At 51.0% G+C, this 19,441-nt stretch carries 17 protein-coding genes and 2 tRNA genes; 15 read left to right on the top strand and 4 right to left on the bottom strand.

Features of this window, described 5'->3' with window-relative positions; all coding sequences use genetic code 11:
* The first annotated feature begins 280 nt into the window (after positions 1–280).
* The 4 genes from C4542_05355 to C4542_05340 all read left to right on the top strand — a co-directional run bounded on the left by C4542_05355 (position 281) and on the right by C4542_05340 (position 1,822).
* Entirely contained in the window at positions 281–712 is a 432-nt protein-coding gene (locus tag C4542_05355; GenBank protein RJO61900.1) for a GNAT family N-acetyltransferase, read from the top strand.
* A gap of 89 nt (positions 713–801) precedes the next feature.
* Entirely contained in the window at positions 802–1,107 is a 306-nt protein-coding gene (locus C4542_05350) for a hypothetical protein (protein ID RJO61899.1), read from the top strand.
* A gap of 76 nt (positions 1,108–1,183) precedes the next feature.
* On the top strand, positions 1,184–1,549 hold the full coding sequence (locus C4542_05345; protein ID RJO61898.1) for a zinc ribbon domain-containing protein: 366 nt from the start codon (positions 1,184–1,186) through the stop codon (positions 1,547–1,549).
* A 198-nt stretch (positions 1,550–1,747) separates the two neighbouring features.
* Positions 1,748–1,822, top strand: a tRNA-Gly gene (locus tag C4542_05340).
* A 340-nt stretch (positions 1,823–2,162) separates the two neighbouring features.
* On the opposite strand, the gene C4542_05335 is transcribed toward C4542_05340, so the two are convergent.
* Entirely contained in the window at positions 2,163–2,378 is a 216-nt protein-coding gene (locus C4542_05335; protein ID RJO61897.1) for a hypothetical protein, read from the bottom strand.
* A 315-nt stretch (positions 2,379–2,693) separates the two neighbouring features.
* Between C4542_05335 and C4542_05330 the strand changes: the two genes are divergently transcribed.
* Positions 2,694–3,839, top strand: a complete 1,146-nt coding sequence (locus C4542_05330; GenBank protein RJO61896.1) for a sensor histidine kinase — start codon at positions 2,694–2,696, stop codon at positions 3,837–3,839.
* The gene (locus C4542_05325; protein RJO61895.1) at positions 3,836–4,471 is read left to right on the top strand and encodes a DNA-binding response regulator; all 636 of its coding nucleotides are present in this window, start codon (positions 3,836–3,838) and stop codon (positions 4,469–4,471) included. The genes C4542_05330 and C4542_05325 overlap by 4 nt, the downstream gene beginning before the upstream one ends.
* Before the next feature lie 38 nt (positions 4,472–4,509).
* On the opposite strand, the gene C4542_05320 is transcribed toward C4542_05325, so the two are convergent.
* A complete protein-coding gene (locus C4542_05320) occupies positions 4,510–6,195 on the bottom strand; it encodes a hypothetical protein (protein ID RJO61894.1) in 1,686 nt (561 codons plus the stop codon).
* A gap of 187 nt (positions 6,196–6,382) precedes the next feature.
* Here C4542_05320 and C4542_05315 point away from each other — a divergent pair.
* The 9 genes from C4542_05315 to C4542_05275 all read left to right on the top strand — a co-directional run bounded on the left by C4542_05315 (position 6,383) and on the right by C4542_05275 (position 15,481).
* Positions 6,383–6,455, top strand: a tRNA-Lys gene (locus C4542_05315).
* A gap of 96 nt (positions 6,456–6,551) precedes the next feature.
* Positions 6,552–8,417: an NACHT domain-containing protein gene (locus tag C4542_05310; protein ID RJO61893.1), complete on the top strand. Its 1,866-nt coding sequence runs from the start codon at positions 6,552–6,554 to the stop codon at positions 8,415–8,417.
* Between the two features lie 625 nt (positions 8,418–9,042).
* Positions 9,043–10,476, top strand: coding sequence for an anthranilate synthase component I (trpE, locus tag C4542_05305; GenBank protein ID RJO61892.1), 1,434 nt, complete (start codon positions 9,043–9,045; stop codon positions 10,474–10,476).
* A gap of 24 nt (positions 10,477–10,500) precedes the next feature.
* Positions 10,501–11,073 carry an aminodeoxychorismate/anthranilate synthase component II gene (locus C4542_05300; GenBank protein RJO61891.1) on the top strand — a complete coding sequence of 191 codons (573 nt, stop codon included), beginning with the start codon at positions 10,501–10,503 and terminating at the stop codon, positions 11,071–11,073.
* On the top strand, positions 11,066–12,079 hold the full coding sequence (trpD, locus tag C4542_05295) for an anthranilate phosphoribosyltransferase (protein RJO61890.1): 1,014 nt from the start codon (positions 11,066–11,068) through the stop codon (positions 12,077–12,079). The genes C4542_05300 and trpD overlap by 8 nt, the downstream gene beginning before the upstream one ends.
* Entirely contained in the window at positions 12,076–12,855 is a 780-nt protein-coding gene (gene trpC / locus C4542_05290) for an indole-3-glycerol phosphate synthase TrpC (protein ID RJO61889.1), read from the top strand. Before trpD ends, trpC begins: the two co-directional genes overlap by 4 nt.
* Complete coding sequence (locus C4542_05285; protein RJO61888.1) at positions 12,848–13,525, top strand: phosphoribosylanthranilate isomerase; 678 nt, start codon at positions 12,848–12,850, stop codon at positions 13,523–13,525. Before trpC ends, C4542_05285 begins: the two co-directional genes overlap by 8 nt.
* Positions 13,515–14,702, top strand: a complete 1,188-nt coding sequence (trpB, locus tag C4542_05280; GenBank protein ID RJO61887.1) for a tryptophan synthase subunit beta — start codon at positions 13,515–13,517, stop codon at positions 14,700–14,702. The genes C4542_05285 and trpB overlap by 11 nt, the downstream gene beginning before the upstream one ends.
* The gene (locus C4542_05275; GenBank protein RJO61886.1) at positions 14,699–15,481 is read left to right on the top strand and encodes a tryptophan synthase subunit alpha; all 783 of its coding nucleotides are present in this window, start codon (positions 14,699–14,701) and stop codon (positions 15,479–15,481) included. The genes trpB and C4542_05275 overlap by 4 nt, the downstream gene beginning before the upstream one ends.
* A gap of 169 nt (positions 15,482–15,650) precedes the next feature.
* Here C4542_05275 and C4542_05270 read toward each other — a convergent pair whose 3' ends face one another.
* Both C4542_05270 and C4542_05265 read right to left on the bottom strand, forming a co-directional pair.
* Positions 15,651–16,559 (bottom strand): hypothetical protein, encoded by a 909-nt coding sequence (locus C4542_05270; GenBank protein ID RJO61885.1) that lies wholly within the window; start codon positions 16,557–16,559, stop codon positions 15,651–15,653.
* A 253-nt stretch (positions 16,560–16,812) separates the two neighbouring features.
* Positions 16,813–19,206: a hypothetical protein gene (locus tag C4542_05265; protein RJO61884.1), complete on the bottom strand. Its 2,394-nt coding sequence runs from the start codon at positions 19,204–19,206 to the stop codon at positions 16,813–16,815.
* Positions 19,207–19,441 lie beyond the last annotated feature (235 nt).

The following is a 19,441-nucleotide window of genomic DNA, read 5'->3' as shown; positions in this document are numbered from 1 at the left end:
ATAGAGAAACTCTGGCAATTAGCAGAGCGCTCTGGTCGGTAACAGGAATTATGAGGCAACTAGGAGGTCTTCGGTAACAGTTATATTTGACGCAATACGCACCCACATTCACCTTGTATTTGCGAACAATATCACTGTAAATATGTTGTTTGGGACATTTTGTATTTCTTAATTCATTTATATTCTTCTGCATTAACCATTTCATTGCGATTCTATTCATTGTGATAGTAAGTGGCAATATATATTGGAATAGATTACATAACCATGTATAATATTTTTGATGGAAAGTGTTTGGATTACAGATAGGCTTGGCAAATCTTGGAAAGTGGAAGTTGACATTCAATCGGATGACAATTCTCAAATCATTCTGGTCAACTTGTTTATATTAAACCCAAAAATAGAGTACGCGTTTACGCGTGGGTATCTCTCAATAATGAAAACTGGGAAAACAGCCAAAATAGAAGATTTGGTAATAGAATACCCAGAACTAGAAAATCGAGGAATTGGTTCAGCTTTGTTGAATTTGATGGAGGCTATTTCGCGGAAAATAGGGGCAATAAAAATGACTGGTGAGCTGAGTGTTGAAGATGCTGACCACTTTGGGAAACTGAAATATTTCTATCACAAACATGGTTATCGAATTTATCTTAAGAAGCATCCCGATAATAACTCAGCATTTTACGGGCGTATTTTCAAGAGTCTTACACAATGAAGAATATATAGGCAGGGCATCTGTGGTTCAAAAATTGTGGGAATTTGTAGCAATAAGGAAGTCATATAATTAATTTTACGAGGTAAAACATGAAACCAGCTAATCTGAATTTGGTTAATATTAGACAAGGTGAAACTGCCACAGTCCCTTGGGATGACAGACGAGTGACATTTATCTTTGTAAGTGGGAATGAAATTTGCACAGACCATACGCATTCGGGCAAGATGATTATTCTGGACAAAATCAAAATAGGCGATATCCTACTAGCAGCTTGGACTGGTCAATGGACTACGGATATATTCCAGCTTGATATAAAATGGTTAAAAAGGACTGAGCAATACAAATATCACAGGAAACAAATTAGGGAAGAAGCTAAGAAACAAGCTGAACATTAAGCGACACACTGGCAGGACGCTCAGAAATTTAGGAATTTGCCACCACTAGGCATATAATAGACATAAGGCAAGAAAGATGGACAACCAAGAAACTTGGGCAAAATGCCGTGAATGTCAGACAGAGTTGACAGAAAAGGACAAGGTGTGTCCGAAGTGTGGTTCAACTAGTAAGATACATGAACTCAGTGCTTTTGATGGATTAATAGGTAGAGAAACTATTAAATTACAAAAGAAGAAAACTGGCGAAGGTGGGGTTTATTCCGAATCAATAGATGGATGGTTCCCAAGTGGCGACCCTAAGTTGACCGAAGGGGTGTATCAGTCTAGAACAATAGATAAAGAAAAAGATACATATGACCAGATTGTTAAAGATGCAAAGACTGGTGAATTGTTGCACGAAGAACACATGCCGTTAAGTGAACACAAGAACAAAGAAAAATAGCGCACTTACTTTTTAGGCAAGTTCCTCGGATATTGGGCTGAATTTCTTGTGTGCGTTAGCGGCATCGTCTGAGTTGCGACTTTGCAACTAACACTGAGTCAGGCTTAAGGTTAAATGCCCCCAAGCGATACTTCCAGTAAGTGCCTGTCAACTTGCTTTTCTAGCATGTGTATCGTAGAATTTACGCACAGGCAACGAGCGGGTGTAACTCAGCGGTAGAGTGCATGCTTCCCAAGCATGACGTCGCGGGTTCGAATCCCGTCACCCGCTCCAAAGAACCTGCAAATCACCCGATAGATTTAATCGCGGTATCCTAAAATACATTACAAAAAGCCCAACTGGATGAACATTTAGCGCGACCTGGCGTGTTTCAATTCACGGTTATGCCGGGACGTGCGCAAAGGGCGGCCGACAGGCAACGTCAATTTATCCGCATCCAGCGGTTTTTTAATACCTGTGAAACCGCACTGGAGACAATGAGCGAAACAATCGCTTTCTTCCGTGTCCATGAAGACATCCCCACCGCACCTGGGGCAGCATTTCAATTTCCAGTTAGCCATTGTTTTCCACCTTATTCATGATAATAACCGACTGTAACTCGACGGGAAGGGATTTATGAACTGTGTATAACGTTTCCGTGAGGACGGAAAATAATTCCATCCTCGCTAAAAGAGCCATGCGCCTGATGTTCGATCTCTTCGCCCAGTATTCCCTTGATTACGGCCATCATCTCCTTCATTTCAATTAAGAGGCGATCCATCTCATCCATTATCTTGACGGTTTCATCAAGCGATGGTGCAGACTCTATTCCCGTAAATACCCGTTCCATTATATTTTGACCTCCCTATGCACCGCAGCTTTGAATGGATTGTTCAAGCATATACTTTCAAATGTGAAAAAATCATAAAATTGTGGGCTTAATAATTAAAGAATTATTACATTTTCCTAATGCCGCTCCCGGAATAAATTAGTGGTGTTTATTTATCCGGCAATTTAAGACTCTGCGCAGTTATGTGTAAAGTAGTAAAATGAAACCCGAGGTAATGCAACTTTGAACGCATCCCGGGAAGAGAATCGAAACAGTCTGAGACTCCGCGAAGCACGAAGACTTGAGAGGATATATATTTATCATCGCTGGCTGTATGTGGTGGCGATTTTGCTTATGGCTGCCGTCTATAGAAACTTGCCCGTTGCAGCGATAATAGCGCTTTCGCTGGGGTTAGGAGCGGCCAATATCATGGCATGGTATTTTTCGCGCCGGCTGGATACGATGAATGGACAGACAGTACTCGGCCGGAGTATTTTCGCTGTAGACGGGCTGGCATCGTGGGGGTTGATGCTACTGTTCATCAGGGAACCCTCGGCTATAATTTACGCTATCTTCGCGCTTGTCGTCATTGAGGGAGCAGTGCGCTTCAGCCTCATTGGAAGCCTGTTGACCGGCGCGTTTTTTATCCTGGGTCTGTCCGCGGCGTGGATATACAGAGTGAGCTTTCTGGATATGAGTTTTGACCTGGCGGCCTATGTTTTCTGGGTAGGTCTGATAACTCTAATCTCTATAATGGTGGGCATGGTGGTCAGGGAGTCGCGTAAACAGCGGGCCTATGCCGAAGCGCTGTCCACCGAAAAGACGCTGCTGCTGGAACGCCGTCGCATTTCCAACGAACTGCACGACACAGTCCTTAAAAGCCTGCAGGGACTGGCGCTCGAGGCGCATGCGCTGAGCAGGGTTTCCGAGCGCAAAGACACGCACCCGGTCGAGGAACGGGCGCGTTACATAGAAGAAGTGTGCAACAGCATGAGCCAGGAAATCAGGGGAGTAGTTTTCGAGTTGCGCGATGAAAATGGAAACGTCCACGAGGGAATAAAACCACAGATTGAGGGGATTGTCGGAAGCTGGCGAAAGAAATCGGGTATCGCAGCCGAGCTTGTATTCTCGGGAGAGGTACCGGAATTACCTTTAAAACGGGCACATGACCTGCGCCGGATGGTAGAGGAGGCGCTGGCCAATATTCAAAGACATTCAGGTGCCTCGCGAGTGAAAGTTTCGCTCGTATCGACAGACGAGTTACTAAAACTGGAAATCTGTGATAACGGACACGGTTTTACCTGCACGACGGAAGATCTTTATTCTTTTGTACGGATGGGCCGGCTGGGGCTGGTTTCGATGAAAGAACGCGTTGAACTGGCGGGAGGGTCTTTTCTGATAAACAGCGACGGCAGGGGAACCGTAATCTCGGTCGTCATCCCGCTGGATAAAGCACAGAAGAAACCGGCGGGCGGACAATGAGCAGCATAAAGGTATTCATCGTGGATGACAACTTCGTCGCCAGGCGCGGCCTGCGCAGCGTTCTGGAGGCGGAAGACGGTATCGCCGTCGTGGGAGAAGCATCGAGCGGCTCGGAGGCGCTAAAACGGCTGCACGAGTGCCCGGCTGATGTCGTCTTGATGGATATCCGCATGTCAGATATCGATGGCATCGAAGCGACTTCAATGCTTCTTCGCGAGAAACCTGACGCCCGTATACTCATGGCGACAGTGATTGATGATCCAGCGGTGCATATGAATGCCATGCTCGCCGGCGCTAGGGGGTACCTGGTTTACGGGCATTTCGCGCCGGAGTCATTGACTGACGCCATTAGGGCGGTGGCCTCAGGGCAGCTCGTTAATATTCCTTCCATCCCGGAAGAAGCGAGAATCCATAGGTTTGAAAGTGAACGGGGCGTTTTAACCCAGCGCGAGGACGAGATACTGAGGCTTATTGCCGCAGGCAAAGACAACCGCGAGATAGCGGCGTCGCTTGATATCGAAGAAAAGACGGTGAAGAATCACATCAACAGCATCTATTCCAAAATCAGTGTGCGCAGCCGCCGGGAAGCCATCTATTACATGCTGGATTCCATGTTTAAGGAAGCTCTTTAGATAACCTCTGGTAACTCAAATCTATTCTTAAGCTAACTTCAGCGCCGCCATGGGTTACTCTCAGCCATGGCTTTCCCCAGAGCCAGCAGATTTTGTGGACGCATCATCATTAACGGAAGGCTGAGATTCTGGTGAGAACCTGCGGCGTAATCATTAATACGGTCAATTTCAGGTTTGAGGGAAGCCAGTTCATCTGTGCGTCCGTTTTTTATGATTTCGTCTAACCGATAGCTCATCTCAATGCCTCGTGCGTAGTTTGCCACTATCTCTTCGGATTTCCTGTATGGGAGCTGGCCGTATTTGGCTTTGAGGCGAACCAGGAATATAAGCGAACCATAAGTTGCTGCCGCAATCTGCTCTGTAGACATCTCTGCCGTCTGGTATTCCAACCTGTCCTTCCAACCCGGCAAGGCGAGGGCATCGAGGCGCTGCTCAAATGTGCGAAAACGTGGCTTGAAGCCGTAACTCTCAGGGCTTTCGAGAAGCGGAGAACTACAAGGCAAAGAGCACGGAGCGATGGAAAGAGACAGCCGCCTGTCGCCGTCGAAACGCCTGAGCAGGTATTCACAATAGATTGTAGTTTCAATAACAGATTCAGCAGTCTGACCGGGCAACCCGATCAGGAACAGGATTTCCACACTCTGAACTTTGGCCCTGAGAGCGGACTCTATGGTAGATTCGAGGTCCCGGTTGGAGTATGTGTGCCCCAGCATTTTTCTCACACTCTCGTCGTGAGAGCCGGGCGCTATGTTCAGCCGGAATCCCGGCGATGCGCGGGCTATCTCCTGGATAAAAAAGGCGGGTGCCGCGTCGCCGAGCTCTAAAACAAGCTGATTGGCAACGGGTCTATGCTGCAACAGGCTCAGCAGGCGTTCCCCGTAATTTTCACCAGGCATACGTATATCGCCTTTTATGGAGACAGGTGCGGGGCTGAAGCGGCATAATTCCGCGATGTCGCGGTAAACATCTTCCGGCGCGCGAAAAGCAGGGAGTTCACCAGATGTTTCCTGGCTCACAAATAAAGGGGAGGCTGCACAGCCTGTCTTGAAGATGCTAATCTCAGGGTGATGCAGCCATCGCTTCAAGAGTGCGGCACTGTCGAAAGCGCGGTAGCGCAATATTTGGCCTGCGACGCTCGTATAGTACTCCGTAACATTGAGATTGGGCGAGGCGAAATCAGCAGACAACTCATTCTGGCGTACCCTGCCGCTTTTTTCTTTCCAGACAAGGCCGGGGATTTTGCTGAATCTACCAACAACGGCAGCTTGCATAAATTGCGCGGCTGAGGTTCCATCGAAGTTGCCGCGCATGACGCAATCCACATCTGGATAATTTATCAACCCAAGGTGAAAATGAATGGCAGCGCATCCATAGAAGATGGTCCTGGATTCAGGGCGGTATTTTTTGATGAGCCGGGCGACTTCAAGAGCGTCTCGGACTTGCACTGTCTCGTTCATCCCTATGGCGAAAACAGGGGCCTCCAGCTTCTTAATGGAGGATTCGACATCGAAACGCTTGCTCCGAGCCATGCGATATGGCAGGTCAATGACTCGCTCTCTGTACCCCGCTTTTTCAAGCCGGCTTACGACAGCGAAAAGGTCGATAAAAGGCATGCCGGCAGCATGGGAATTTCTGGGCTCGTTCTGAGGCACGTGCAAGAAGGGCAGTTTGTGAAAGTCGTATGTGTCCGAAATGCGGAGCAGTATGAAGTCGGTCTGCGGCATTTTATTCCTTCTGGCTCAAGACGGCTCAAACGTGGATAATCTTGAAGTATGGTCGATGTAATTATAGCATCCGGCCTGATTCCTCGCTCGGCTGGTACGCCAGAGGACATGGAGAATTGAATTCGGAGTGAAAGGACGGCAACTGGCTTGCGCGGTAAAGTCTCTTTTGCTAGACTATTAGCTCGGTGGGCCGCTAGCTCATTTGGTAGAGCACCTGACTTTTAATCAGGTGGTGCTGGGTTCGAATCCCAGGCGGCTCACGCCTTATTTCCCCGAGTTGCTAACAAATTGCTAACATTTACTTGACCCCAATGATATAATCCTCTAAACACGTTTGATACTATTGTAGGTTGAATATGAGAAGAGACTCAGAGGCTTCTGAGCAAGCACAGACCCAAGAGGAGAAGGTTATGGATCCTGTTTTAGGTTTGATGGGGAACAAAGTATTAGAGCGGGTATTGGATGAAGCATACGACTTTTTCAAAAGTCAGGCAGAGCTCAACATAAAAAAGATATACATAAAAAATAAAATTCCTTCATTATTAGCGAATTTTAACTCTATAAGAATGGTTAAGACGCTTTGGCAAATAGATAAACCAATTGATGTTGAACAGTTTTATTGTCCCCTCCATTTTCTTGCCGAAGGTCAAACTGGAAATGAAATGGGCAAAACAAAACCGAATAACTCCACTAAACGAATTACAATCGACAATGCATTAGAATTCAAAACAACAAACAACATTGTGATCAAAGGAATAGCTGGGCAAGGGAAAACAATATTTTTAAGGCATTTATGCGTGAAAGAAGTAGAACGGGGAGAACGAATACCAGTATTTATTGAACTAAGAAGGATCCAACCTGGTGAAACACTACTCCTTCATATCAACCATTATCTTGAGGTATTAAATTTAAATATCGATGAAAAAATATTCAAAGCTCTATGTGATTCGAAGAAATTTATATTTCTTTTTGATGCTTTTGATGAAATCCCCGAAGTGGAAAAACCAAGAATAATCAATGAAATTGAAAGATTAGCATATACAACTAAAAATGCTCAAATTATTATCACTACTAGGCCGGATACACAAATAGAAATGTCACCCAGTTTTGAGGTTATTGCAATGGATAACCTACGGGGTGAAGAATATATTGGTTACATTGACAAATTGGCCGATTCAGAATACGGTGATCTTTTAAAAAAGGCAATCAAAGCTCATGATTCTCCAATTGAACAACTGTTGTGCACTCCGTTGCTAGTCACAATGCTAATATTTTCCTACAGAAGCTATCCAAGGTTGCCTGAAAGATTGTCGGATTTTTATGAATCAATATTTGACATATTGCTAAAAAGGCACGATAGTTCTAAACCTGGATTTACTCGAGGTCGTCGAACATCCTTAAATGACCATCAATTCAGACAAATATTCGATGCTTTCTGTTTTATAACGAGTGCAAAAAAATTACGTTCTTTTAAAGAGAAGGACGCTTATATCGACATTTCTCAATCAATGAAAATCGTGGATATTCAAGATGACGCTGAAAATTATCTTAAAGATGTGAAACAAGTAACTTGCTTACTTCTTGAAGAAGGTCACGAATTTAGATTTATACATAACAGTGTCCAAGAATATTATTCGGCTTCGTTCATCAAAGATTTGCCAGAATCAAAAGCAAGCGAATTTTATAAAGCTTGCGTCGACACGAAACATTTTTACGCTTGGAGAGAACAGCTTAAGCATCTTCAATCCATAGATAGATTTAGATATTGTCAATATTACATGTTGCCACTTTGTAGACAGTGGTTCGGAAAAGAAGATCATGAACTTGAACAAGGTAATTCAAAACTCGAAGACACACAGTTACTAAATATTATTAAGCACTTGGGCGTTGATTTTGAATTAGAAGGTAGAGCGTTGACCGTAATGGCTCAACCTTTGTTACAAATAGCAACGAATATAACGACCAATAACGTCTTTGACGCGTTTTTTGGAACAAACTATAAGGAATTCATCCCTAAATTTTCAAAAGAACACAGTTCTTCAGTTTTTGGCAAAACGTATACTTTAGATTTAAGTGCTGTTTATTTGGCTGGTTTGCTACCTAAACCTATAATCAATGTTATCCAAGAAACTAGTAATGATGCTTATGAATTATGGAAGGAAGCTCGATCTTTTATTATAAAACAAGATTCCTTAAATATGATTGAGCTAGTGGGAAAATAAAAGCCATCTTGCTAACATTCCTGTTAACAAAGTGGCTAACATTTCTTGTCAGACATTGTGATCAGTTAGTAAAATATAATCTCATTGAGGCAGGGAAAGGTGAAGCTTGTTAGGCTATTTTACGCCTTACCATGCTTAGTCTGAATCTTTTAATCAGGTGGTGCTGGGTTCGAATCCCAGGCGGCTCACGCCTGACTTCCCCAGAATTGCCGACATTTTAGAGTTAAACCTGCATAACGCGTAATTATTATCTTCTTTAAGTTTTATATCTGGATTTGACACGATTTATTTGGCCGTCTATAATTCTTTCCAACTTAATATTTAAAGGCTGGGAACGAGACGAGTAAGCCACCAGCAAAGCTCAGAGAGCCGGGTAAGGTGTGAGCCGGTGCTTTTGCAAAGGGCTGAATGGCCTCGGAAGCTGCGGACCGAAAGCTGAAGCGATTAGGTCTTGCCGGAACGGACTCCGTTAACAAAGTCCAGGGTATCGTCCCGCCTAGGCGGGTCCGTACCCGACAAGAGATAGATCCGATTATATCGGATTTAATTAGGGTGGTACCGCGAAGGATAAATCCTCTCGCCCCTTCTGGGACGAGGGGATTTTGTTTTACTGCGGAGAAAAAGTATGTACCACCCGACATTGGAAGAGGCTAAAAAACTAAAAGACGCAGGCAACCTGCTGCCGGTCTACCGCGAAATCAGCGCTGACCTGGAGACGCCTGTCTCTGCCTTTCTCAAGATTAACCGCGGCGGCTATTCATTCCTGCTGGAGAGCGTCGAAGGTGGGGAGAGGCTGGCACGCTACAGCCTCATCGGCACCGAACCATATAAGATACTCAGCACGAGAGCAGGAGATGGGGATGACCCCCTATCTCTCATCGCTGCTGAGCTTTCCCGCTACAAGTTAGTCTCATTGGAGGGACTGCCGCGTTTTTGCGGCGGCGCCGTCGGTTATCTATCCTATGAAACGGCCACCCGCTTCGAAAATCTGCCGTCGCCCGCCAAAGACCCTCTCGGTCTGCCCGAAGCACTTTTCATGTTCACGGACACGCTGCTCATATTCGACCATGTTACACATAAAATCAAAGTCTTGAGCCATGTCCACCTGGGCGGCGACATAGAAGTTGCCTATCGTCAGGCGGTGAACAGGATAGACGAGTTGGTGGAGAGGCTGAACCAGCCACTACCCTCAGAACAAAGCGGCAAGACGTCCGCACCAGATGTTTCTGACGCTCAGCCGGATTCGAACTTCACCCGGGAGGAATTTGAAACTGCCGTCGGCAAGGCTAAAGACTACATCACTGCCGGAGAAGCCATTCAAGTCGTGCTGTCTCAACGCATTTCCCAGCCTACAGACGCCAGCCCGTTCGCCATCTACCGCGCCCTGCGCAGCATCAACCCGTCGCCTTATATGTTTTTTCTCGACTGCAAAGACTTTCATATCATCGGGGCTTCGCCTGAGATACTGGTGCGTGTGGAAGACGGGGCTGTGATGACACGGCCGCTGGCAGGAACCAGACCGAGGGGTAGTACGCCGGCAGAGGACTCACGACTGGAACAGGAGTTGCGCAGTGACGAAAAGGAAAGCGCTGAGCACATCATGCTGGTGGATTTGGGGCGCAACGATATCGGGCGGGTAAGCCAGCCCGGCAGCATTGAAGTCAGCGACCTTATGAATGTTGAGCGCTACTCCCATGTGATGCACCTGGTCACTCACGTGCAGGGAAAACTGAGCGAAGACCTGACGGCTTTCGACGCCCTGCGGGCATGTTTCCCGGCGGGGACAGTATCCGGCGCTCCCAAGATACGCGCCATGCAGATTATCGCCGAGCTGGAGCCTGAAAAGCGCGGCCCTTATGCCGGAGCAGCTGGCTACTTTTCGTATTCCGGCAACATGGACATGGCAATTGCCATCAGGACGATGGTGATGACAAAGGGCGTAGCTTACATTCAGGCCGGTTGCGGCATTGTCTATGACAGCGTGCCGGAACGCGAGTACCAGGAGACGCTTAACAAGGCGCAGGCGTTGCTCAGGGCTGTGAAGCAGGCTGAGGAATGATTTGTCAGATGGGAGGTGAGAGATGTGTTGTTGCTTATAGATAACTACGATAGCTTTACCTATAACCTGTTCCAGTATTTTGCGGAACTCGGACAGCAGGTGCTGGTAATCCGCAATGACAAAACAACACTGGATGAAATCGAAGCGTTAAGACCCGAGCGCATAGTCATCTCGCCGGGGCCGTCAACACCGTCACAGGCTGGTATCTCCAACGATGTCATCCTGCGTTTCGGTCCCAAGCTGCCGGTACTGGGAGTCTGCCTGGGCCACCAGTGCATCGGCTACAGCTATGGCGCTAAAATCGTGAAAGCCAGAACGATAATGCACGGCAAGACATCTCAAATAAAGCATGCGGGTCAGGGCGTGTTTGCCGGACTGCCCAATCCGTTTCCGGCCATCCGCTATCATTCGCTGGCGGTGGAAGCGCTGCCCGAATGCCTCGAACCAACCGCCTGGGCGGACGACGGCACTATCATGGGGCTGCGCCACAAGCAATACGCCGTAGAGGGCATACAGTTTCATCCAGAGTCGTTCATGACGCAGGGAGGCAAGGAAATACTAAGCAATTTCTTATCTTATGGAGGGAAAAATGATTAAAGAAGCCATCGCTACTCTAGTACGCGGGAACTCGCTCAGCACCGACGAAGCCGCTGTTGTCATGCAGGAGATAATGGAGGGACAGGTCACTCCATCGCAGCTCAGCGCCTTTCTTACCGCGCTTTCCATCAAGGGTGAGACGATGGATGAGATTACCGGGCTGGCCCGCGTCATGCGGGAGAAAGCCCTGCGCGTCGAGTCGGATAGCGAAACGATAGACATCGTCGGCACGGGCGGGGACCAGGCTGGAACATTCAATATCTCGACCACCGCCGCCTTCATAGCCGCAGGGGCAGGTCTTAAAGTGGCCAAGCACGGCAACCGCGCCGCCAGCTCCAGGAGTGGTGCCGCTGATGTGCTGGAGGCTCTGGGTGTCAGGCTCGACCTGACTCCCCAACAGGTATCTGCCTGTTTGGAAGAGGTCGGCATAGCCTTTATGTTCGCCCAGGCATTTCATCCGGCCATGAAATATGTCGGCCCCACCCGGCGCGAAATCGGCATACCCACTGTATTCAATATACTCGGGCCTCTCACCAATCCGGCAGGCGCTCAGACGCAGGTGCTGGGTGTGGCCCGCGAGCCTCTGCTGGAAAAAATGGCCGGGGCGCTTAAGAGCCTGGGGCTGCGGCATGCATTGGTTGTTCATGGGGAAGATGGGCTGGATGAGATTACCATCACCGGCAAGACCCACGTCTGCGAACTCAAGGACGGTCAAATTAGACGCTATACTATTTGCCCTGAAGATTGCGGCCTGTCTAGGGCGGAAGCGGGAAGCATAAAAGGCGGCAGCGCCGCCGACAATGCCGCTATATTACGCGGCATACTGTCCGGTGAGGGCGGGCCCAGGCGCGACGTGGTGTTGCTGAACGCGGCAGCCGCACTGGTAGCTGGAGACAAAGTTGCCACCATGTCGGAAGGAGTGGCTTTAGCGCGCCAGGTTCTGGACAGCGGCAAGGCGCTGGCCAAACTGGAGCAGTTAATCAGTTATAGCCGGAGTCTGGCATGATACTCGACCAGATAGTGGCGCACACACGGGCTGAGCTGGCTGGCAGGAAAGAGTGGGTGCCTCTGGCAGAGGTAAAAAAACTGGCAGTGCTACAACTACCTGCCCGTAGCCTGGCTGCTACGTTGAGCGGCGGCGATATCAAACTTATTGCTGAAGTTAAGAAGGCCTCGCCGTCCAGAGGCGTCATCTGTCGTGACTTTGATCCTGTCAGAATTGCCCGGGCATATGCGTCGAGCGGAGCCTCGGCCATATCCGTGCTGACCGAGGAGAAATATTTTATGGGCAGACTGGCGTATTTGAAAGACATCAGGGATGACCTGGGAAGTAATGGACCTCCCCTTCTGCGCAAGGATTTCATCATCGACCCATACCAGGTATATGAGTCGCGAGCCAGCGGCGCCGATGCCCTGCTGCTTATCGCGGCCATTCTGACGCCGGACAGATTGAAAGAGCTTCTGGATTTGAGCCATGAACTGGGCATGGAATGCCTTGTGGAGACGCATAACGAAACCGAGATTGAGATGGCGCTTTCTGTCGGTGCGCGGATTATCGGCATCAACAACCGCGACCTGCAAACATTCAATGTGGATATACGTACGACCGGGCGGCTGCGGCCGCTTATTCCGCCGGATAGGCTTGTGGTCAGCGAAAGCGGCATCCGAGGGCGTGATGATATGCAAAAAATGAAGCAGTGGGGGGTCAGCGCTGTACTCGTCGGGGAGGCGCTGGTGTCGGCCCCGGATATTGGCGAGAAGATGAAGGAACTCCTTGGTTAAAATCAAAATCTGCGGTTTGACGGAAGTGGAGCACGCATTCGGCGCAGCCGGGGCAGGGGCGGATTTTTTGGGGCTGGTCTTCGCTCCCAGCCGACGACGGGTAACGCTGGAGAAGGCGCGAGAGATAGTGGAGGCTGTCCACTATCTGGACTGCCCTCCCGCGATGGTAGGAGTCTTTGTGAATGCGCCGGTGGTTGAGGTCAATCGCATTGCCGATATGTGCTGTCTCGATTGGGTGCAGTTGAGTGGTGATGAAAGCCGGGAATACTGTTCTGAGATTGCACATCCTATAATCAAAGTAATTCATGTTTCATCTCATTCAGATTTTGGCAAGCTCGCGGCTGAAATCGAGGACGGCTACCGGGTGAGGCCGGAAGGTGAGCTCATTTATCTGCTGGATACCAAATTAGAAGACTCCTACGGCGGAACGGGCAGGGTTTTTGACTGGCGGCTGGCACGTGAAATCTCGAGGAGGAGCAACGTCATCATAGCCGGGGGGCTTAACCCGTCAAATGTCGGGCGATTACTCAAGGAAGCGCCTCCCTGGGGGGTGGATGTATCCAGCGGGGTGGAAACCGATGGAAAGAAAGACATGTTAAAGATAAGAGCTTTTATTGAATCTGTGAGGGAGTTCGAGAAGAAGCAAAAAGGAGAAAGTCGTGTTACCTGATAAACGGGGATATTTTGGCGAATACGGCGGACGCTTTGTGCCCGAGACGCTGGTACCGGCGTTGGATGAACTGGTTCAAGCTTATCATGAGGCTAAAGCCGACAACGCTTTCTGGGATGAGTTTGGTTCTCTCTCCAGGGATTTTTCCGGCAGGCCTACGCCGCTCTATCTGGCCGAGAGGCTGAGCGCTAATTGCGGCGGCGCCCGCATTTTCCTCAAGCGCGAAGACCTGGCGCACACCGGCGCGCATAAGATTAACAACGCCCTGGGACAGGGTCTGCTGGCCAAAAAGATGGGCAAGCGCCGCATCATCGCCGAGACAGGCGCGGGGCAGCACGGAGTGGCTACGGCAGCGGTCTGCGCCAAGCTGGGGCTGGGATGTATCGTCTATATGGGAGAGGAAGACATCAGGCGGCAGGCCCCAAATGTTACACGCATGAAGCTCATGGGAGCCGAGGTCAGGGCTGTATCCAGCGGCAGCAAAACACTGAAGGACGCCATCAACGAGGCCATCCGCGACTGGGTGACCAACGTCGGCGACACCTACTATATCATCGGCTCGGTGGTAGGGCCGCATCCCTATCCCATGATGGTGCGCGATTTTCAGTCTGTCATTGGAAAAGAAGCGCGTAAACAGGCGCTCGAAAAATGCGGACGCCTGCCCGACTATGTCGTCGCCTGCGTGGGCGGCGGCAGCAACGCTATGGGCATTTTCGATGCTTTTATTGATGACAAAGACGTTAAGCTCATCGGAGTTGAGGCGGCAGGCAAAGGACTCGATACGGAAAAACACGCTGCCTCGTTGCTGGCGGGGCGACCTGGTGTACTGCACGGAGCCAGATCCTATGTTTTGCAGGACAGCTCGGGACAGATAAGCGAGACGCACAGCATCTCTGCCGGACTGGACTATCCCGGCGTCGGGCCCGAGCATGCCTATCTCAAGGACATCGGAAGGGCGAGCTATGTGGCTGTGAGCGACGGCGAAGCCCTTGGGGCTTTTCAGCTCCTGTGCCGCAGCGAGGGCATCATTCCGGCGCTGGAATCATCCCATGCTATAGCGCACGCTGTCAAGCTGGCCGGCGCTCTGAAGAAAGAACAAACCGTGCTGGTTAATCTCTCTGGCCGTGGCGATAAAGACCTGGACATTGTGGCAAAAGCGCTGGAGGTGGGAAATTGAAACGCATTGCCGATGTTTTCGCCCATAAAGGACGAAAGGCACTGATAGCCTATATAACTGTGGGCTATCCCAGTATAGAAACCACCATGAAAGTGGTACCTCTGCTGGCTGAATGCGGCTGCGATATCGTGGAGCTGGGCATTCCATTTTCCGATCCCCTGGCTGACGGGGCCACCATACAGAACGCCAGCCACCACGCCCTGCTTAATAGAGTCACCCCGCAAATGTGTCTCGATGTAGCAGCGAAACTAAGTAAAAAGGCTGACATCCCGCTCGTGTTCATGACCTATCTCAACCCGCTGCTGAGCTATGGACTGGCTGAGTTCTGTCGAGCTTGTGCGCAGTCCTCGGTAAGCGGTCTGATTATTCCCGACCTGCCGCCCGACGAAGGCGGAAAGCTGGACAAACTGGCGCGACAAAACGGGATTGACCTCATCTACCTGCTGCCGCCGACGGCTACGGAGGAGCGCACCAGACTGATAGCTCAGAGGTCGCATGGTTTCATCTATCTGGTTTCGGTAACGGGCGTTACGGGAGCAAGGACAAGTCTTCCTCAGAACCTGGAGGCTTCTATCGCCAGACTCAGAACAATCACCGCCAAGCCCTTATGCGTGGGTTTCGGCATCTCCAGCCCCGAGCAGGCTCGCGAGGCGGCAAAGATGGCCGATGGAGTCATCATCGGCAGCAAGATAATACAGCTTATGGAAGCGGATGCGTCCCTCGCGGCTCTGAAAGATTTTGCAAAAGAGGTCAGGGAATCGCTGGACGGACTGGTGTGAAGAGAAAAGAGAGCGCTTCGTGCTGGTGCTCTATTCCACGCGCGCAAAGGTAAACTCATTCCGGTTCACGAAAAATAAAAGGGGGGCATGATGAATGCCCCCCCTCTATTACCCCTCTTCAGAGTAAACTGTTACCCTACGTAGGTCTGTATGGCTGGAAGGAGTTCGCTCATAGGCAGTAAGCCATGTTCATTACGGGGTCACCGCTATTGTCCCAAACGTCCGCAGCATCGTTGATGCCGATGACCTGCCCCGCCATGTTGAGCAGTGGGCCGCCGCTGTCGCCGCCATTCATGGCGGCATCCGTCTGGACGTAATTAAACCCGTCGTCCAGCCGCCTGAAGGCGGAAATCATGCCGAAGGTGAATGAGGGGCTGGGAGTATAGCCGAGGGCGAAGCCAGCCGAGACGACGTAATCGCCCACAGAGGCAGCCGAAGATGAGCCCAGGGTGGCGGCCTGCAAGCCGGAAGGAACGGTACTAAGTTGTATTACCGCCCAGTCGCGTCCATACGAGCCGGTGACAAACGTGGCCGGGATGGTGGTGCCGGTGCTTAACGTAACGCTAATAGTTGTGCCGGGGCTGAATGTGGTCCTTTCTAAAGTCACTACGTGAAAACAGGTCAGAATGTAGCCGCGGCTGCTGCTGATTATCACGCCTGTTCCGCTACCTCCGCCGAAGCGGGGGATGTTGACTTCTATATAGACCATGCTGGGGAGAATCTTGTTGACAAGGCTACTTTGCGAAGTGAGCGCGCCGCTTGCACCGGCAGGTCCGGCAGGTCCGGTGGCGCCTGTGGCTCCGGTAGCGCCTGTTGCTCCTGTGGCCCCCGCAGGCCCGGTAGCCCCGGCAGGTCCGGCGGGACCAGCAGGACCCATCAGACCGGTAGCGCCGGTAGGCCCTACCACGTAGCCGGCATCCACCGTGTTTCCGCTCGACAGTGTGAGGATAAGGTGCCCGGAGCTGTTGATGCTGGCTCCGGTGACGCTCGCGCCCGGCTTGCCTGCGCAGCCGGTAAAGAGGGCGAATATCAGGATAAGGGCAAGAAAGGGTCCGAGGGCTTTACGAAAAAGTTTCATGTTTATTACCTCCGTTATGCCTTCATTTTAGGTTCAAGACATTAAGAAATCATAAAAAATTAACCGCTAATCCTCAAATATTCGTAACAAAATAGCTTCACAGTGCTGACACAGATGAACTCAGAGGTGAAAATGTTGCACTAATGGGGAGGGGGGCATTATTGGCTAAGGGATTTACGAAAAAAGAAGACTGGCGAGGGAATTCTCGTCGCCAGTCTTCTTGCCACATTATTGTATGGTTATCTCCTGTTTATTACCCTCCAAACTGAGGGTACTTGGCGCGGAGCTCGCCCACTGACATGTAGACACCGGGAACCTTCGCGTCAAAAAAAGTATACGCCTCCCAGCGGACGGTTCTGCCCTTGTTCTCTCCTGCGAAGTATACCTTTGTTTGCCAGAGAATATGTGCGCCTACCACTTGGCCGTCAACAATCTTAGGAGCCACGACCCACTCTATTTCAAAGGTGGAGCTGCTGACATCGTCCGTGTATGCGCGCGATTTGGCATCGGCTTCAATAAAGCCCTTCCATGCTGCCAGGGCGGCGGCATAGTTGTATGTGTCTTTCGTGGACGTGGGAGGCTTTGTCGTAGTGGCAGGCGAGGTGGTTGTACTTATCGGCGGGGCAGTCGTTGTCGTCACAGTCGCAGGCTTGGCGGTTGTGGTGGTGACAGGTTTGGTAGTCGTGGTGGTGGGCGGAGCCTGAGGCACGTAGGGCACGCTCAGGCTCACGGCGGTGCGGTCGAGCTTATAACTGGCCTCGTAGGAGAATGCAGGCGTGTTGTCCTGTGCTGGCACGTTAACCGTTATTCGCATGGGCCCCCCGGTCTTGAGGAAGCCGAAAAGCGTCGTGTTCAGCACTACTTTGCCGCTGGCATCGAAGCTCTGGGAATGTACCACCGTGCCTGCTGAGTTCATAAAACGCACCGTGGTGCCGGCAAGATTCTTCACCGACTGGGCGTTCTGCAGGCTGACGGTCACGGTGTAGCGCTTGTTCATCTCCGCCTTGAGCTTATCGAAGTTCGCCGAGGCCTTCATGTATTCGTTTAACCAGAGGTTTTTCGTGTAGGTGGCCATAACCGACTGCATGGTTGTGTGATAGAGGAAAGCCTTGTAGCGGGCGCTGAGCTCGGACACGCCCTGCGCATACTCGCCTCCCGCCCCGAACCCCACGATACCCGGCGTGCTCTCTGCCACATAGGCATAGCCCTCGGCGTCTTTCCAGAATGTGTCGCAGTAACTGGTGAGGGCCGCGTCCAGCTTTGACTGGAACTCGGCAGTGCTCTTGGATTCCCCGTGGAGCTGTTTTACTATCTTGTACCAGTCGACCGCCGAGCGCCGCGCGCCGGGGTTAGTGTTGTAGTAGTGGCGGTAGGCGTCTTCCCATTTCTGCAGGTTCTTCTCAAGCGCCTTTTCGGCGAACTTGGTGGTCGCGATATCGATGAAGGTCACCCCTGCCGAAGCCAGCCCGATGGCCTTGCCGCCCCACTTGGAGGCGGCATAGAAAGCGCTGTTCTTGGTGAGGTTGGTCACGGCGGCATTGGTGTCGCCCTTGTAGATATCGCAGGCAAGCTGAGTCAGGGCAAAGCCCATTCCCACCTCGTTCATGAGGTTGTTGAGGCTGCTAAGAGATTCAGCGCCCGTGGCCGCCTGCAGCACTGAGGATGAGGCCCCGGTGAGGCCGTAGTAGGTATTGAACTCGCTCCAACCCTTCTCTAGGGCGATCGCGCTGTTATCCGATCCCGCCGCGATATCGTTCACCACTTTATTAAGCTCGTCCACGCTGTAGAAGGACGAGGGCATGGAGTCGAAAGCGGGCAGCGTTTCGGCCAGCTTCTTGCGCCCGTCTTTGAAATAGAGCACCCCGTAGCGGGAAAAGTGGTCGGTGATGATGACCACCTCGTCTCCATCCACGTAATATAGCACCGGCACCCAGGCGTTCGTCTGTGGGTCGAAGTATGCGGCGGCAAGCGTATCGGCCGCCGTCAGGCCGGAGGGGATGAGCGATTTATCAATCGGCAGGCGTATCTCGGCCACCCCATCCATAGCCACCCCGGAAGGCAGGGTGATGTTATAGGCGCGCGCTGTCACACCCTCGGAGGTGACGGGCTGGGTGTTGTCCGCTTTGACGCTAATACTGGCGCCCTCCGGCAGCGTTCCTTCCAGCACGGACACGCTCACCCCGCCCTGGGTCTGGGTGCTGAGCAATTCGCGGTTAGAGGCCGGCGAGTTTATGGCGCCGCCTGTCATGGTCACGACGATGCCGAAGGTTACGAAGATGCCTACCCATGACAGCAGGGAAGGCAGGAACTTTTTAAAAAGTGACTTCCTGGTGAGGAGCGGCAGAAGCGCCAGTGCCCCGAACCCGACCAGGCGCACGGGCGAAAAACCCGCCAGCAGCATGAGGCCGCTCAGCATGGCCAGCACCCCCCAGGCCAGCCAGAACAGGATGGTCCTCATGCCCGAAGGTTTATTGCCTCCCGACCCGGACGGAGCCGCGTACTGCATATATGGGGCAGCCTGCGAGTTGGCGTAGGGTGCGGCAGGCGGCGGCTGTACGGGGGCCGCTTGTGTCGCTTCCGCTGGTTTGCCGCACAGCTTGCAGAACCTTCCGGTCAGCGGTTGGCCGCAACCTGAGCAGAAGCCCATGTTCTGTCTTAAATCAGTCATTGTCTCTTTCATCCCCTTCTGGTAACACCGGGCGGTTATCCGATAGTTATTCTATGAATGGAGTTACTAAAAATTGCTGTTTATTATAATGGGTTCCACAAACCAGTGCCAGTCGCCGCATTGCTTCATAATAGAAGTTACTGAAAGGGAGATAGTTGCGTCAAAATTGGTGTTACCAAAGGAGGGCAAGGTGACACGACGCAGCATGTTGGAA

The sequence above is a fragment of the Dehalococcoidia bacterium genome (genome assembly GCA_003597995.1).
Classification (GTDB): domain Bacteria; phylum Chloroflexota; class Dehalococcoidia; order Dehalococcoidales; family UBA1222; genus SURF-27.
The sequence above is the reverse complement of the archived record's forward strand: the minus strand, read 5'-3'. Positions and strand labels throughout refer to the sequence as shown.